The 17015-nt window shown below is 58.4% G+C and carries 12 protein-coding genes; 7 read left to right on the plus strand and 5 right to left on the minus strand.

What is annotated here, in order from left to right; all coding sequences use genetic code 11:
* Positions 1 to 3: 3 nt before the first annotated feature.
* The 5 genes from JS530_RS03675 (at position 4) to JS530_RS03695 (ending at position 8494) form a co-directional block, all read left to right on the plus strand.
* The gene (locus JS530_RS03675) at positions 4 to 399 is read left to right on the plus strand and encodes a Fur family transcriptional regulator (protein ID WP_214375853.1); all 396 of its coding nucleotides are present in this window, start codon (positions 4 to 6) and stop codon (positions 397 to 399) included.
* 171 nt (positions 400 to 570) lie between these two features.
* Positions 571 to 1470 (plus strand): metal ABC transporter solute-binding protein, Zn/Mn family, encoded by a 900-nt coding sequence (locus tag JS530_RS03680; RefSeq protein WP_214375854.1) that lies wholly within the window; start codon positions 571 to 573, stop codon positions 1468 to 1470.
* Positions 1471 to 1849: 379 nt separating this feature from the next.
* Entirely contained in the window at positions 1850 to 3925 is a 2076-nt protein-coding gene (locus JS530_RS03685) for an LTA synthase family protein (RefSeq protein WP_214375855.1), read from the plus strand.
* A 302-nt stretch (positions 3926 to 4227) separates the two neighbouring features.
* On the plus strand, positions 4228 to 6984 hold the full coding sequence (locus JS530_RS03690) for a glycoside hydrolase family 2 TIM barrel-domain containing protein (protein ID WP_214375856.1): 2757 nt from the start codon (positions 4228 to 4230) through the stop codon (positions 6982 to 6984).
* Positions 6974 to 8494: an aldehyde dehydrogenase family protein gene (locus JS530_RS03695; RefSeq protein WP_214375857.1), complete on the plus strand. Its 1521-nt coding sequence runs from the start codon at positions 6974 to 6976 to the stop codon at positions 8492 to 8494. Before JS530_RS03690 ends, JS530_RS03695 begins: the two co-directional genes overlap by 11 nt.
* Before the next feature lie 493 nt (positions 8495 to 8987).
* Here the strand turns inward: JS530_RS03695 and JS530_RS03700 are convergent, their stop codons facing one another.
* The 4 genes from JS530_RS03700 to purF form a co-directional block, all read right to left on the minus strand.
* Positions 8988 to 9674, minus strand: a complete 687-nt coding sequence (locus tag JS530_RS03700; RefSeq protein WP_240541074.1) for a C40 family peptidase — start codon at positions 9672 to 9674, stop codon at positions 8988 to 8990.
* A gap of 249 nt (positions 9675 to 9923) precedes the next feature.
* On the minus strand, positions 9924 to 11195 hold the full coding sequence (gene purD / locus JS530_RS03705; RefSeq protein ID WP_214375858.1) for a phosphoribosylamine--glycine ligase: 1272 nt from the start codon (positions 11193 to 11195) through the stop codon (positions 9924 to 9926).
* Positions 11196 to 11268: 73 nt separating this feature from the next.
* Positions 11269 to 12306 (minus strand): phosphoribosylformylglycinamidine cyclo-ligase, encoded by a 1038-nt coding sequence (purM, locus tag JS530_RS03710; RefSeq protein ID WP_214375859.1) that lies wholly within the window; start codon positions 12304 to 12306, stop codon positions 11269 to 11271.
* A gap of 56 nt (positions 12307 to 12362) precedes the next feature.
* Positions 12363 to 13874 (minus strand): amidophosphoribosyltransferase, encoded by a 1512-nt coding sequence (gene purF, locus JS530_RS03715; protein ID WP_214375860.1) that lies wholly within the window; start codon positions 13872 to 13874, stop codon positions 12363 to 12365.
* 311 nt (positions 13875 to 14185) lie between these two features.
* On the opposite strand from purF, the gene JS530_RS03720 reads away from it, so the two are divergent.
* On the plus strand, positions 14186 to 15775 hold the full coding sequence (locus JS530_RS03720) for a Y-family DNA polymerase (protein ID WP_214375861.1): 1590 nt from the start codon (positions 14186 to 14188) through the stop codon (positions 15773 to 15775).
* 176 nt (positions 15776 to 15951) lie between these two features.
* Positions 15952 to 16170: a hypothetical protein gene (locus tag JS530_RS03725; protein ID WP_214375862.1), complete on the plus strand. Its 219-nt coding sequence runs from the start codon at positions 15952 to 15954 to the stop codon at positions 16168 to 16170.
* A gap of 17 nt (positions 16171 to 16187) precedes the next feature.
* Here the strand turns inward: JS530_RS03725 and JS530_RS03730 are convergent, their stop codons facing one another.
* Positions 16188 to 16838 carry a helix-turn-helix domain-containing protein gene (locus tag JS530_RS03730; protein WP_240541075.1) on the minus strand — a complete coding sequence of 217 codons (651 nt, stop codon included), beginning with the start codon at positions 16836 to 16838 and terminating at the stop codon, positions 16188 to 16190.
* Between the last annotated feature and the right edge of the window lie 177 nt (positions 16839 to 17015).

The following is a 17015-nucleotide window of genomic DNA, read 5'->3' on the forward strand; positions in this document are numbered from 1 at the left end:
CGCATGGTTGAACATATCGAACGTCAAACCAGGCAGAAGGATGCGATTCGTGCCGCGTTGGCTGATTGCGAGGAGTTCATTTCCGCGCAGGATCTGCACCGCAGACTGGAGGATGAAGGCTCGCGCATCGGACTTGCGACCGTGTACCGTCAGCTGAACGCGCTGGCGGATGCGGGCGCGGCGGACACCATCAGGCTTGATGGCCAGCAGTTGTTCCGTCTATGCGGCGACGACGGGCATCATCACCATCTGGTGTGCAAGAAGTGCGGCAAAACGGTGGAAATCGATCCGCCCAGCGAAACGTGGCTGCGCAAAGTGGCCGAAGGGCACGGTTTCACCGTGGAATCCCATACGCTGGAGGTCTTCGGCCTGTGCCCGGAATGCCAGCGTAAGCAGTGATTGCACGCGTTGATAACGACTGAGGCATTGGAACCGGATTCTGCATGTGCAGGATCCGGTTTTTCGTATGTAACACGCCGAACGAACTGAAAATGATAATGGTTCTCAATATATGCTATAGTGCAGTATGTCAACCGCAGTAATCACAAGGTAGAAGAGGAAAACAACGGTATGACTGCATGGAAGAAGATCACGGCACTTGCGGCATCGGCACTGATGGTGGCGGGACTCGCCGCGTGCGGAACGAGCGGTTCGGGTGCTGATTCCAGCACATCAAGCGACGGCAAGCTCGAGGTCGTGGCATCCATCAACCAGTGGGGTTCCGTTGCCGCCGATCTTGGCGGCGAGCACGTCGAAGTCACCAACATCATGAACAAGACCAATGTGGAAGCCCATGATTATGAGCCCACCAGCCAGGATGTGGCCAAGTTCCACTCCGCACAAGTCGCCATCGTAAACGGTGCCGATTATGATTCCTGGGCCACCAAAGCCGCGCAGGATACCAAGGCCGAGCTGGTCGATGCCGCCGAAACCGCCGGTATCAAGGACGGCGACAATCCGCACGTCTGGTTCTCCGCCAAGGTTCGCTCCAGCACAGCCGATGCCATCACCGCGGCCTATCAGCAGGCCGACCCTGAGCATAAGGATGATTACACCAAGCTCAACAAGGATTGGCATGCCAAGGCGGACGCGCTGGAAGCCAAAATCAAGGAAGCGTCCGCGAAAACCAAGAATCTGCCGTATGCTGCCACCGAATCCGTGGCCGCATATCTGGCCGATGATCTTGCGATGAAGGATGCGACGCCGAGGGGCTATGCGCAGGCCTCGGCTAACGAAAGCGAACCGACGCCGACCGATATCAAGAAATTCCAGGATGCGCTGAAGTCCGGCAACATCAGGATGCTGGTGCTCAACACCCAGGAATCAAATTCAACTACGGAGCAGATTGTCAAGGCGGCGCAGAGTGCCGATGTGCCGACGGTGGAGCTCACTGAGCAGATGCCGGCGGAGTACAACGATCTGCTTGATTGGATGGGAGCGCTGGTCGATCAGTTCGCTGCGGCTGCATAGTAACCGCACAGTACTGCGTAGTATTGCATAGTTCTGCATAGTTCTGCATAGTAACCGCACAGTAGCCGCTCGATAAGGCAGGCGGATGCTGCTCGGGAGGGGGAGACAACAAGCCACTGTCGTGCTATTGATGCACTGCTGCAGTGTGCAATAAAACTCAGCACAACGCGGCAACATGCATAGTAAGTTCGTGCGAGACCGTATAACCGGGGTGCCTTAGGCAATAGGGGATAGTGCCAAGGCACCCTTTGCGTTAGGGTGAATAGTTAGGAAACGGTAAGAGAAACCTTGGGAGTATGGTTTTTCCAAGGTTGCGCGGTAACAATATGCCATTGGATACCACCAAAACACGTGAGAGATTGTTGGAAACTGTAGGCGAATGAGCGAAAACACCAGTAGTAACACCACCTCGAAGTTCCGTTGGCGGCTCTGGGAGAACCGGGCTGAGGCGGATGAAGTCACCCCGAAGCACCCGCATAAGCCGTTCCCCGGCTGGCTGTACGGAGTGCTGTTCTTCGTGTTCGACATCATCGCGGTAGCGGCATTGGAAGTTGGCGTCTCCGCCAGCTCCACCCGCGTGCAGGTCTCCAGCCCAACCGTAGGCTTTGGGTTCGTGAGCAAGATGTGGACCGACGGCAACTTCGTCTTCCTGCTCAACGTGCTGCTCGTTGGACTCCTGTACCTGATGCTGCTGATGCTGTTCAACCGGTTCTGGACCGCCAGCATAGTGATTATGGCCGCCGGCGTATTTGTGGGCACCATCGAACACTTCAAAGTGGAGATTCGCTACGAAGCCATCCTGCCCGCTGACTTGGGCTTCCTTGGCTCCAATACCGGCAATATGCTCACGTTCATCCCGGCCGGCGCGCATGTGACCATTCTGATTGCTCTCGCCGCGTTTGCGGCATTGCTGGCACTCGTACTGGTGCTGCGTCATTTCGATGGTCGCAAAGGACGCATGATCCAGACCAAGAACATGAGCCTGAACCTCACGTCCCGCCTGATTCTGGTGCTGCTGCCGTTGCTCGGCTTCTCCCTGTACTGCATGCAGGTGAGCACCACCGACTCCTGGGCGAACAAATTGTCCCAAGGCATGGGCGACATGCCATCCATGTGGGATTCCGTCTACGATGCGCAGCGTAACGGCCCGCTGGTGGCCTTCACCCGTCAGCTCAACCCGAAGATCATGGAGAAGCCGGACAACTATTCCGAGGAGACCATGAAGCAGGTCGCCGCCCGCTATGCCAAGGCGGCCAAGCAGATCAATGCGTCCCGCTCCAACAACATCACCGATTCCACAGTGGTGTATGTGCTGTCCGAATCCTTCTCCGATCCGAGCCGCGTGCCGGGTCTCAAGGTCAACAAGGATTCGATGCCGAACATCCGCAAGATCAAGGAGAACACCACCTCCGGTCTGATGTTGTCCTCCGGCTACGGCGGTGGTACGGCCAACTTGGAATATATGGGTCTTTCGGGCTTGAGCATGGCGAACTTCGATTCTTCGCTGACCAGCCCGTACCAGCAGTTGGTGCCGAGTGCGCATTGGGCACCGACCATCAACCAGCTGTGGGGTGCGCCAGCCAATTCGCTGGGCTACCATCCGTATGAGTCCAGCATGTATTCGCGTGCCACGAACTATAAGAAGTTCGGTTTCTCGCACTTCTATACGCTCACCGGCCCGGATGTGATCAAGTATCAGGACAAGATCGACGATTCACCATACGTTTCGGACAAGTCCTCGTATGATTCCGCGCTCGAAGGCATTAAGTCCGGTAAGGCGAACAAGTTCATCCAGATCATCACAATGCAGAACCACATGCCCTACCACGAGTGGTATAAGAACAACGACTATACGGCGGAATCCACCACCGGTACCCCGTTGGAAAAGGATGAGCAGGAGTCCATCGAAACCTATCAAAAGGGCGTGGAGATCACCGATCAGGCCACGCAGGAGTTCCTGGACGAGTTAGATAAGTTGGACAAGCCGGTCACCGTGGTGTTCTACGGCGACCATCTGCCCGGCATCTATTCCTCCGCTAGCCAGGATGAGGATAATTCGCTGGCCCTGCACCTGACCGACTATTTCATCTGGTCGAACAAGGCCTCCAGCTCGCAGGGCAACAAGACGGATGATGCCGCCTACTCGTCGCCGAACTTCTTCGTGGCCCAGGCCGCCGAACACATGGATGCCAAGGTGTCGCCGTATCTGGCCTTCTTGACGCAGATGCATGCCAAGATCGCTGCCATGGAGCCGCCGGTGGTCAACAAGATTCAAGGCTGGGATCGTATTCCTGAGGGGCAGAGCATCTACCTGAATCAGGATGGCGAGCCGATGAATGAGGAGGACTTCGACGAGGCGACCAAGCAGCTCCTTGCCGACTACAAGCTCATCCAATACGACATCACCGCCGGCAAAAACTACCTGAAAGACACAGATTTTATGACACTGCCGTAAAGCGGACAGTCCAGTGGACTGTCCGTAGGCAGTGTGGCGAGCCGGTAGGCGAGTCAGTAAAGTGTGGGGCGTAGCCCGTCCGATATTGCAGTACCGTTACCGTAAAGCAAACAACCCAGTGGGCCGTCCGTAGGTGAGGGGAACGGCTGTGCCGTAAAATACGGGCTCAAATTGACGTTTTAACGTATTCGAAGCGTCAAATAGGACAGTTTAAGCCTCCAAAACGTCCATTTGATGCTGCGAATTGTCGGAAACGTCTGCTTCAGCCCGTGATTTGAAGCTAACAAACCTACAATGAAGCCATGAAGCGCGTCAATATCAATGCCGATTGGCAGTTCCGCTCGCTCGGCAGCAACACAGGCAGTCGTAGTCGCACAGGCGGCACCAGTGCAGGCGGCACCAGTACCGGCGGCGGTGCGGGAGCATGGCAATCCATCACGCTTCCGCATGACGCGATGATTCACGAACCGCGCACTCCGCGCACGGCCAACGTATACAACACCGGCTACTATCCGGGCGGCACTTACGAATACCGCACCACACTCGATTTCGTGAATCCGCCCGCCGCATGTCTCCTTGAATTCGAGGGCGTCTACCCAGGAGCCACGGTACTGGTCAACGACGAACCGGCCGGCGAGCTCACCTATGGTTACAGCGACTACTACCTTGATATCGCAAGCCTCTTGCACGCCGGCGCCAATACAATCACTGTGCTCGTAGACAACTCCCATGTGCCGAACTCCCGCTGGTATTCGGGCGCTGGCATCTACCGCCCGGTTTGGCTGTGGGTTGCTGATTGCGCCGATGTGATTCGCCCTGATGGCGTGCGCATCGAATCAGCAGTCACCGCTGCTGCTACTACGCCGAACGCCGTATCCTCCAGCGCATCCGAGCCAGGAACCGTTCGCGCAACCGTGACGATTACGCTCGACGATCCGCTGATTCTCGGGCAATACCTGAGCGTTGCCATCACCGACGCCGATGGCACTACGGTGGCTGAATTCCAAGAGAATACCGGCGTCATCGATCATGCTCAGCTGTGGTCGCCTGAATCGCCCACGTTGTATACGGCACACATCACGCTGCATGATGCTGATGGCATCACCCTTGATACGTACGACGAACGCTTCGGCATCCGTTCGCTAACCTGTGACGCCCAGCAAGGCCTATGCATCAACGGCAAACGCGTGATTCTGAACGGCGGCTGCGTACACCACGACAACGGCATCCTTGGTGCGGCCACTTTGCTGCAAGCCGAATACCGCCGCGCCCGCATTATGAAAGCCCAAGGATTCAACGCCATTCGCTCCGCCCATAATCCACTCTCCAAGTCATTCCTCGATGCCTGCGATGAGCTTGGTCTGCTGGTAATGGATGAGGCATTCGACATGTGGTGGATGCACAAAACCAGTTACGATTACGCCGGTTCTTTCCGCGAGCATTACGCCGATGATCTTGCATCCATGGTGCGTAAGGACCGCAATCATCCGAGTGTGGTGCTGTATTCCATCGGCAACGAGATCGCCGACACCAAGTCGCCGCGCGCCGCCGAAGCAGCCCGCTCAATGCGCGCCATCATCCGAGGCCTCGATGCCGCGCGCCCGGTCATCGACTGCGTGAATCCGATTTCATTGACGTTAGCGGCCAAAACCCAGGCGGGCATGGACCAGCATGACGCCACAGTGGAAGGGGAGCCTGGGCTCAACACCACACTGGAACACGCGTCCGGTCCCGCGCTGCTCACCGCCATCGACAAGTTGATGCCGGCCGCGCTCGCTACGGGCGTTATGCAACGGCAAACCAATGATGTATTTGATGAAGTCGATGTGGCCGGATTGAACTACTGCCGCCAAGGGCCGGAGCAATTCCACCGTAAGCATCCCGATCGCATATTCTGCGCCAGCGAAACCTACCCGCAGGAGATTGCCTACACGTGGCCTGATACGCAACGCTTGCCGTATCTCCTCGGCGACTTTGTGTGGACTGGCTGGGATTATATTGGCGAAGCATCGGTGGGCGCATGGGCGTACGCCAATCCGGAACCCTATGGTTGGATGCGCGAGTACGGCAATCGTATGGCCATTCGCGGCCGTGCCACCGGCCCGTACCGTCGTTATCCGGGATTGCTTGGCGGCTCAGGGTTGATTGATCTGACCGGCATGCCAACCGGCCAGATGCTGTACCGGCAGATTGTGACCGGTATTCGCCATACGCCGGCCATTACCGTGCGTCCTATGCAATTGCTGTACGGCGATGGTGCCTCTCGCGCCGGTCGCACATCGCGGTTCATTGAACGCGGACATGATGGCGTGGAAAGCTGGTCGTGGGCCGGTTATGAGGGCCGTGAGGCTGTGGTGCAAGTGTTTTCCGGTGGCAAAACCGTGCAGCTGACGCTGAACGGGGAAGTGGTCGGCACCGCTCCGGTACGACGCTGCATGGCTGAATTCCATGTGCCATATGAACCGGGAACGTTGGTCGCTACAGTCTATGATGCGCATGACCATGCGATCTCCAGCAGTACGCTTACATCGGCAGGGCAGGAATTGCAGGTCGCGACGCGATTCATGTACGCGCCCAATCCATATCCGATGGATGATCCTCGCTGGGATGCGGGTGCGTTGGTCTATCAGTCGATTGCCTTGACTGATGCCGCTGGCATTGTCCATGTGACCGATGATCGCCATATCACCGTATTGCCCGGTGGCATTGTGGTAGTCGGTGCAGCTTTGGGTGATGGCGGGAACAGTCCCTCAGCATCGGCAGTCTCTGCACATGTTTCACAAGATGTTTCACAGGGGAGGGGTGCGGAGTCGCCAGAGCTGACGGCGAATAGTCATGCGGCTGCCGCAGGCGGTGTTGTGGCACACGCGGCAAACACCGATGAGGAATTCCGCGCGATGCTGCAGCATGCGGAACTGCTCGGCGTGGCCAGCGCCAACCCCATCACCTACGACGAACTGACCGGCGACTCCTGCACCACCTACTTCGGCCGCGCCCAAGCCATCTGGCGGATTCCTGCGCGCGCCAGCCGTCCAGAAAGGCACGCATATGATTCCTGAATCCTTTACCCAGCTGCAACGCGCCTACGCATCAGGTCGCACTCGTTCACTGGCGTGGCGTCGCGCGCAACTGGACGCACTGCGACGCATGATTGCCGAACACTGTCAGGATTTCATCACCGCTGAAGCTGCGGACCTCGGCAAACCCGCCGCCGAAACAGTACTGATGGAACTGAACCTGATAGCTGCCGAAGCACGGTTCGTCCGCAATCATTTGGAGCGTTGGACGCGGCGGCATTATCAGCCGATGCCGTGGTCCTTGCAGCCGGCGCAAGGATGGACCATCGCCGAGCCAAAAGGCGTGGTGCTGATTATCGCACCATGGAACTATCCGGTGCTGCTGGCATTGGAACCATTGGCCGATGCGATTGCAGCCGGCAATGCGGTATGTGTGAAACCTTCCGAACTGGCACCGAACACGTCGAAGCTGCTTGCCGAACTGGTGCCGCAGTACCTTGACCAAGAAGCGGTCACCGTAGTGGAAGGTGGGCCGCGGGAAACCGGCATATTACTGGATAGTCCGTTCGACCATATCTTCTACACCGGTGGTGAACGCGTCGGCAAGATAGTCATGACCGCTGCCGCCAAGCATTTGACACCGGTCACGTTGGAGCTGGGCGGCAAATCGCCATGTTTTGTGGACGATACGGTAGATCTCAACGTCGCCGCACGTCGTATTGCGTGGGGTAAGTTCTCGAACGCCGGCCAGACCTGTGTGGCGCCGGATTATGTGCTCGCTACTGCGGATGTCGCCGAGGCTTTAGCGCGGCGCATCGCCGTGGCCGTAACCGAGTTCTATGGTGAGGATCCTGAAACATCCAAGGACTACGGTCGCATTGTCAACGATCGGCATTTCGAACGGCTGCTGAATCTTCTGCCTGTCGGGACCGCGCCGCCGCAAGAGCCCGGTTCGCCTCTGATCAAAGCCGCGTCCGCCGTCGGTGCCGCTGCGGAGATGGTCGGTCGTCGCATCAATGCGGGGCTGGATGCTCTTATCTCGCGCAAGACGCAGCAGAATTCGGACACCATGGATCCGGCAGGGCGGCTGGTGTGTGGGGGAGTGGTGAATCGCGAGACGCGATATATCGCACCTACCGTGCTGCTTGGCACGCAGCCGGATGCGCCGGTGATGCAGGAGGAGATTTTCGGGCCGATTCTGCCGATTCTGGTGGTCGAAGATGCTGATGCCGCTATCCGGTTCATCAACAGTCGCCCGCGCCCACTTGCCGCATATGTGTTCTCGAATCGACGCTCGGTCCGTTTGGCGTTCGAGCGGCGGACTTCTTCTGGCTCGTTGGGCTATTCGCTCACTTTGGCGCAGCTGCTTTCCAGTCGCCTGCCGTTTGGCGGTATTGGCGCTTCGGGCATGGGCGCGTACCACGGCAGGGCTGGCTTCGAGACGTTCAGCCATATCAAAACTGTGGTAGCCAAGCCAGTGTGGCCGGATACGTTGCGACTGATTTATCCGCCGATGAATCAGCTGAAATCCAAGCTCATCAAGCTCCTGTAGATGTAGGTTCGCTGTGGTTGGGCGGGGCAATTCAGCGGCGTGGTTGCCATGTTGCCGCACTGGGGCGTCTGCGAACAGGGCGCTTCATCGGTCACTTCGAGGTTTTGCCCCGCCGAGAGATTGGCAGTGGTTCATTCCTTCGGTTCTGCCGAGGTTTTGCCACGCTGAGGGGTCGCGAACGGTATGTTCTCTCGGCTTGGCCGAGGTTTTGCTTCGCTGACGGATTGCTAGTGATGCATTCATACGGTCTGACCGAGGTATTGCCCCGCTGACGGCGTGTGAGCGGGATGAAACCTCGACCGGCTCGTATCGGCTCGTCGATTAGCGAGCCGATCAGCGGGCCCATAATGCTTTACCGGCTTTACCGGCTATAGCGCGGCGAGGGGCTGTCGCCCAGTGGATACCGGCGATAGCAAATAGGGGTTGTTGCCAAGCTAATCAGTAGCTTGGCAACAACCCCTATTTGCTAATAAACGCTTATATCAGTAGCGGCTTACTTCAGCACGCGCACGTAGGTCATGCCCGGAATCACTGCGGTGACCTTGGTGCCGTCGGCCGGGTTCATGGCGTGAACCATCATGCCGTTGCCGATGTAGATGCCAGCGTGGGTGGCGCTCACCATCAGATCGCCCGGCTGCGGGTTGGTAACGATGGTACCGGCAGAAGCCTGGTTAGGTGCATAGTGGGACAGGCTAATGCCAAAGTGAGCGAACACGTACTGGGTGAAGCCGGAGCAATCCCAGCCGGCAGGAGTGTTGCCGCCCCAGACGTACGGAGCGCCCTGGAACTGAAGTGCGTAGGCCACGAGAGCGGAAGCGTCACCGGAAACCGGAGCTTCCTCGGTGATGGCGGTGCGAGTTGCGCTACGGCTTGCGGCGGCAGCTTCGGAAGCGGCCTGAGCCTTGGCGGCAGCGGCATCCTTCTCGGCCTGAGACTCAGTCTGCGGCACGTTCAGGGATTCAACGTCGCCCCAGTCACCATTGGCATCGGTGGAGGTGGACTCAACACCAACAGCAATGTGGCGCGTGGACTTGGAAGCGGGGAAAGCGCGGGCGGAGGCTACAGTGCCGGAATTGGCATCGGCTGCAGTAGCCATAGGGACAATACCCATCGGAAGAGCGAGAGCGGCGATTGAGGCAGCTACTGCGGCAAACTTACCGGTGTTATTAGTCTTCAACATAAGTACAGTGATTCCTTCCGGACAAACTGACGCCTACTATAGCGCTGCCCCTGTACCAGCCATCCGGCTCAGCACAGGGGCAGCACAATATGTGACACATCTCACGTATATGAATGCGAGACTCCAGAGGGGATGCGTTCAAATACGTGAGCTGCTGAATGTGCGATGATGTGTGCGGCCTCTAGGCGCACCGAGGGAAGTGGCACAAAGGTACCGCGACCGAGGAGCAACGACGAGGACGCTCCATCATCACGCATTCAGGGCTTTGAATCCGATGTCGTGGCGGTAGAACAGTCCGCGCAGTTCGAGCTTGTCGATGATTGCGTACACCTTGTCCTGAGCGGCCTTGATGTCGGGGGCGGAAGTCTCTACGAGCAGCACGCGGCCGGAGTTGGCCACGAGACCGCCCTTGCCGTCGGAAACAACGCCGGCGTAGTAGACGTGGGAGTCCTCGTCGACCTCGATTTCTGGCACGTGGGCACCCTTGATCACGTTCTCCGGGTAGCCCTTGGAGGCGAGTATCACGCCAAGGGTGGCGTTGGTTTCGTCCCAGGTGAATTCCGGGGTGCCGTTGTTCAGGATGGCGCTGATGCCGGCACCGAGGTCGGAGGTGAGCTTGGGGAGCACGACTTCGGTTTCCGGGTCGCCGAAGCGGGCGTTGAATTCGATGACCTTCGGGCCGTCGGCGGTAGCGATCAGGCCGGCGTAGAGGATACCGGTGAACGGGGTGCCTTCCTCAGCCATGCCTTCCACGGTGGGGCGCACGATCTTGTCGATGGCCTCATCGATCACGGACTGCGGAATCTGCGGCACCGGGCTGTAGGCGCCCATGCCGCCGGTGTTCGGGCCTTCGTCGCCATCGTAGGCGCGCTTGTGATCCTGGGAGATTGGCATCGGCCAGAATTCAGTGCCGTTGACGAAGCTCATCAGGGAGAATTCCTGACCCTCGAGGAAGTCTTCGATAACCACCTTGGCGCCGGCGGAACCGAAGCGATGGTCCACGAAGATGTCTTCCAGGGCGCGAATGGCGGTGTGCAGATCCATGGCCACGGTCACGCCCTTGCCGGCGGCCAGACCGTCGGCCTTGATGACGATCGGGGCGCCATGCTCGTTGACATAATCCTTGGCGAGCTCCAGGTCGCTGAAGGTCTGGTACTTGGCGGTGGGGATGTTGTGACGCTCCATGAGCTGCTTGGCGAAGTCCTTGGAACCTTCGATCTGGGCGGCGGCCTTGCTCGGGCCGAACGCCTTGATGCCGGCTGCGGCGAAATCATCCACAATGCCTTCGATCAGCGGCACTTCCGGACCCACGAACACCCAGTCGTAGCCGTTCTGCTGCACGAAGTCGATGAGTGCGGCATGGTTGGACTGGCTCAGCTGCGTGATGTGAATGCCGTCCTTGACCATGCCCGGGTTGCCGGGGGCCACGGTGACTTCATCAATGCTGGGGGACTTGAGCAGCGTGTACGCAATGGTGTGTTCGCGTGCGCCGGAGCCGATGACGAGAACTTTCTGACCCATGATTGTCCTTTCCAATGAATTGGCTCCCCGTCTATCGAGTATTGAGGGGAGCCGGAATACGAGTTGTTGAACGTTACTTCAGCGTGATCTGCGTGCCGTCGGTGTCCTTGGTGATCTTGCCGATCACGTAACCGGTTTCACCGTTGGATTCGAGTAGTTTCAGGGTTTCGTCGGCGCGTTCGGCCGGCACGGCGAGCACCATGCCGATGCCCATGTTGAAGATGTTGTACATCTCCTTATGGTCGATTTCGCCGGCCTTCTCCAACACGTTGAAGATCGGCAGCACGGGCCAGGAGCCAAGGTTGATTTCGGCGGCGAGACCGTCCGGAATCATACGCGGCACGTTCTCGATGAAGCCGCCGCCGGTGATGTGTGCCACGCCCTTGACGACGCCGGACTTGAACAGCGGGGAGAGGGCCTTCACGTAGATCTTGGTGGGGGTGAGCAGCACATCGCCGAGCTTAGCGCCGCCGAGCTCGTCCAGTTCGGTGTCCACGGTGTAGCCGGCCTGCTCGAACAGGGCCTTGCGTACCAGGGAGAAGCCGTTGGAGTGCACGCCGGTGGAAGGCAGGCCGATCAGCGTATCGCCTTCGGTGATGGTGGAGCCGTCCACGATGGCGGACTTTTCGGCCACGCCCACGGAGAAGCCGGCCAGATCGTATTCGTCTTCGTCGTACATGCCCGGCATTTCAGCGGTTTCGCCGCCAACCAGTGCGGAGCCGGCTTCGACGCAGCCGTCGGCCACGCCGGCCACGACCTGCTCGAGCAGAGCCGGATCGTTCTTGCCGCAGGCGATGTAGTCGAGGAAGAACAGCGGTTCGGCGCCTTGGGCGGCGATATCGTTGACGCACATGGCCACGCAGTCGATGCCGATGGTGTTGTGCTTGCCGACCATCTTGGCCACCATGAGCTTGGTGCCCACGCCGTCGGTGCCGGAGATCAGCACCGGCTCCTTGTAGCCCAGGGAAGCAAGGTCGAACAGGCCGCCGAAGCCGCCGATGCCGCCCACCACGCCGGGGCGGTTGGTGCGTGCCACATGGGACTTGATGCGCTTGACGACTTCGTATCCGGCTTCGACGCTAACGCCGGCGTTCTCATATGCTTTTGGCATGAAAGGGCCTTTCTTTTCCGTATTGGGGCTTTGATTTCTGGGCTGAGGACTTTGTTTTATTCGTTTTCCGGCTGCACGGTGTTGTACTCGTTGCCGATGTACTTGCTCTTGTACAGTGCGAATTCAGGCAGGCGGACGCGGTCCTCGGGCGTGAGGGACTTCAGGAAGTCGGCCTCATAATCGTCAAGGGCGGTGGGGTAGTCGCCGTTGAAGTAGGCGACGCACAGGCCACCGTACGGGGCGTCGGCGTTCAGGCCGATGGATTCCACCAAGCCGTCGAGGGACAGGTAGGCCAGGGAATCGGCGCCGATGTAGTCGCGAATCTCTTCCACGCTCATCTTGGCTGCGATGAGTTCCTTGGTGGTGGAGATGTCGATGCCGTAGAAGCAGGGGTACTTGAGCGGCGGGGAGCTGATGCGCATATGCACTTCGGCCGCCCCGGCTTCCTTCAAAAGCTGCACGATGCGCTTGGAGGTGGTGCCGCGCACGATGGAGTCATCGATAACGATGACGCGCTTGCCCTTGACCACACCGCGTACGGCGGAAAGCTTCATGCGCACGCCCTGCTCACGCAGCTCCTGCGTGGGCTGGATGAAGGTGCGGGCCACATACTGGTTCTTGATCAGGCCCATTTCGTTCGGCAGCCCCGCAGCTTCCGCATAACCGGAGGCGGCGGAAAGCGAGGAGTTCGGCACGCCGATCACCATATCGGCGTCCACCGGGGACTCGGCGGCCAGGCGCGCGCCCATACGCTTGCGGGCGGAGTGCACGTTGACGCCGTAGATGTCGGAATCCGGGCGGGCGAAGTAAATGTATTCCATTGAGCAGATGGCCAGCTGGGTGTTGTTGGTGTACTGCACGATCTTGTAGCCGTGATCGCTGACCACCACAATCTCACCCGGGCGAATATTGCGCACCAGCTCGGCACCGACCACGTCCAGCGCGCAGGTTTCGGAGGCGAGCACGTAGGCGCCGTTCTTCATCTTGCCGAGGGAGAGCGGGCGGAAACCGTTCGGGTCGAGGGCGCCGATCATGGCGTCTTCGGTCATCAAGAGGTAGGCGAAGCCGCCGTGGACCGTGTTCAGGGCTTCCTTGAGCTTGTCCATGAAGGTGCGCTGCAGGGAGCGACGAATCAAGTGCATGAGCACTTCGGTGTCGGAGTTCGAGTGGAAGATGGCGCCTTCGTCTTCAAGCTTGCGGCGCAGTGACGGGCAGTTCGTCAGGTTGCCGTTGTGGCACAGTGCCACGTCGCCGTCGTGGAAACGGAAGATGAACGGTTGGATATTGTCCGTGGTGCCGGATCCGGCGGTGGCGTAGCGCACATGGCCGATGGCGCGGTCGCCCTTCAGTCGTTCGATTTCGCGCTCATCGCTGAACACCTGGGTGAGCAGGCCGAGTCCGCGGTGGCCGATGAGGTGGCCATGATCGTTGGAGACGATGCCGGCGCCTTCCTGGCCGCGGTGTTGCAGTGCGTGTAGACCGAAATAGGTGAGTCGGGCGGCGTCGGGATGGCCCCATACGCCGAAGATGCCACATTCCTCATGAATGTCTTCGAGTTCAGCCGACAAGCCAAAGCTCCTTTTCAAGCAGGGGGATTCACTACCTGTTAACCCTACCAATCGGCGGCTACATCATCGTGTTTGCGCGCACGGAACGTCATGCCGGCGGTTTTGTGTGCGCAAGTCGCACGAATCCGCACAAGCGCACATGCCACTTATTGGCGGAATGCCGGCAACAAAGAGGAATTCGGTGTGCGTTGGCGGGTAGCCAATCCGCACACACTTCTTATTGAGAATCATTCGCTGCGTCGCATCGAACAAACGTTCGACCGATTTGCTATGCTTGGAAGGCAGTTCTTCAACGGGAAGGAGGTGTTGATATGGGCAATCAGCGCGACCGTATCTATCTGGCCATTGACCTGAAGTCCTTCTATGCCTCCGTGGAATGTCAGGCGCGAGGGCTTGACCCGCTGACCACGCACTTGGTGGTGGCGGATGAGACGCGCACGGATAAGACCATTTGCCTGGCGGTCTCACCGTCGCTCAAGGCGTACGGCATTCCCGGCCGTCCGCGCTTGTTCGAGGCCAAGCAACGGTTGGCGCAGGTCAATATGGAGCGTGCGGCTCGTGTGCCGGGAGGCCGGTTGGCTGGCGAGTCCTACTACGCCCGCGAGCTGGCCGTGAATCCGAGACTGAAGGCTTCGATGATTATTGCGCCTCCGCGCATGGCGCATTATCTGGAGATCAGCGGGCGCATCTACGGCATCTATCTGAAGTACGCCGCGCCTCAGGATATCCATGTCTACTCGATTGATGAGGTGTTCATTGATGCCACGCCGTATTTGCGCGCGTTGAACATGACGCCGCATGAGATGGCCATGACCATCGTGCGGGACATTCTCGCTGAAACCGGTATCACCGCCACGGCGGGTATCGGCACGAATATGTATCTGGCCAAGGTCGCCATGGATATTGTGGCCAAGCATATGCCGGCTGATAGGGATGGCGTACGCGTGGCCGAACTGGATGAGATGTCATACCGTCGGCTGCTCTGGAATCATCGTCCGTTGAAGGATTTCTGGCGGGTGGGGCATGGTTATGCGCGCAAGCTCGAGCATATCGGCTTGCTGACCATGGGGGACATCGCCCGTTGTTCTTTGGGGCGCGCCTCGGATTATTACAACGAGGATCTGCTCTACCGTATGTTCGGTGTGAATGCGGAGCTGCTCATCGATCACGCGTGGGGGTGGGAGCCGTGCACCATCGCGGATATCAAGGCGTATGAGCCCGAGGCGCATAGTACGAGCATCGGTCAGGTGTTGACCGGGCCTGCCATTTGGCATACGGCTCGGCTGATTACCAAGGAGATGGCGGATGCGCTCGCGCTTGACTTGGTGGGTAAAGGTGTGAAAACCAATCGGCTTACTTTGGTCGTTGGCTATGACACCGGCAGTCTGGATGCTGCGAAGCTTGACGATTGTGAGGATCCGGCAATGCGCGTGTTGGCTGGGCGTGCGGCACGGGAATATCGTGGTCCGGTTGCCTATGACCATTACGGGCGCAAAGTGCCCAAGCCAGCGGTCGGTTCGATTGGATTAGGTGATTACACGGCATCGGCTGAACGCATTCGCAAAGCGATGGCGCTGCTGTTCGAGCGTATCGCTGATCCGCTGCTGCTGGTGCGTCGTTTGACGGTGATTGCCGACGATATTGCCACGCCGAAAGAGCTCGCGGCAGGTAAACGCTATGAGCAGCTTGATCTGTTTGCTCAGGCGGATGAAGATGGGCCCGATGCTGCGATTGCGGCGGATACTGGTTCCGGCAAATCCGCAAGCGAGGAGACCATTGAGCGCACGTTGCTCACAATCAAACATCGGTTCGGCAATAATGCGGTGGTCAAGGCCATGAATATGGAAGAAGGTGCCACCGGCATAGCGCGTAATGGGCAAATCGGGGGACATCGCCGTTAAGCAAACAGCGGTGCCGAACCGTTAAGCAAACAGCACGGTGTGCTGTTTGTAGGTGAGGGGAGCGGCTGTGCCGCGACGAAAATCCGTAGGATTTTGGTTTGTAGGCGATGTGCGAGCCGACAGGCGAGCGGAAATAGTGCGGGCGTAGCCCGTCGGTAATTGCAGGAGCATCGAGCATGACATTGCAGGAAACACATCAATACGATGACATCATCGATTTGCCGCACCATGTGTCGCGTAAGCATCCGCGGATGGCGCGCAGCAAACGTGCCGCCCAGTTCATGCCGTTCGCCGCATTGACCGGGTATGATCAGGTGCTTGCGCACACGGCGCAGGCGACTCAGCGCGCGGTTGCCGCCGCCGATGCGCAAGGGGATGATGATTTTGGTGCGTAGATAGTCGATGCCGAAGCTTAGTCCGCGTTATTTCTGGGTGTAGGGTATGCCTCGCGTACGAGCTGTGAGAATGATTCGCTGGCAAGTCCGAAGAAGGCTCCGGTGATGAGCTCCAGCGTGAAGCCGGTGGGCAGGTCGCTGTCGTCGGCCAATGTGGTCATTAGTGTGCCGAATTTGTCGGGTTCGTTGTTCCATATCGTCGACATTTCCTGCAGGGTCATGAGCTTGGCGAGCAGTTCCGCAAAACGTGGCGAGGAAAGGAACTTGTTCAGGGTCTCTATGCGATAGCGCTGCATGATGGGATCGCTGGTGTTCTGGAAAATCCAATGACGAACGGCTTCAATGGAGTCGCTGTGCAGTCCGGTATATGCGCATGCCTGACTCATGTCAAAGGTGCGTTCGCTGGTTTCTCCGGTCAGGTAGCCGACGTCCACGCCGAAGAAGTCGGCGATCATTGCCATGGTCTCATATTTGGGGAATCCGATTTCGCCGGAAGCCGTGCGATTGCCGGTGTTCAGCCAACGGCTCACGTCTTTTTGATGATATCGAGTCAGATACTGTTTATTAAGCTGGCTGACGAACGAAAGCTGCGTTAAGCCGCGTTCCTCCATGCATTGCTTCAATCGTTCACGCCAGATTGTCGCATTCTGCTGAGTTATATCATTCATGGTATAAAAATGCCTTCTTGAACCGGTGTATTTATAACATCTTATGTCATTGACATAATAACGCGCCACCTTCACGATGGAACACAGAAGTGGAGAGCAGGGTTCTTAACAAACTCAGTGGCTAACTGAGGTGCCATTGTCCCTCCTCCCATAGCGTCAGGAGGGTGCGAGTGGTTT

Source organism: Bifidobacterium colobi (assembly GCF_018555455.1).
GTDB classification, from domain to species: Bacteria; Actinomycetota; Actinomycetes; order Actinomycetales; family Bifidobacteriaceae; genus Bifidobacterium; species Bifidobacterium colobi.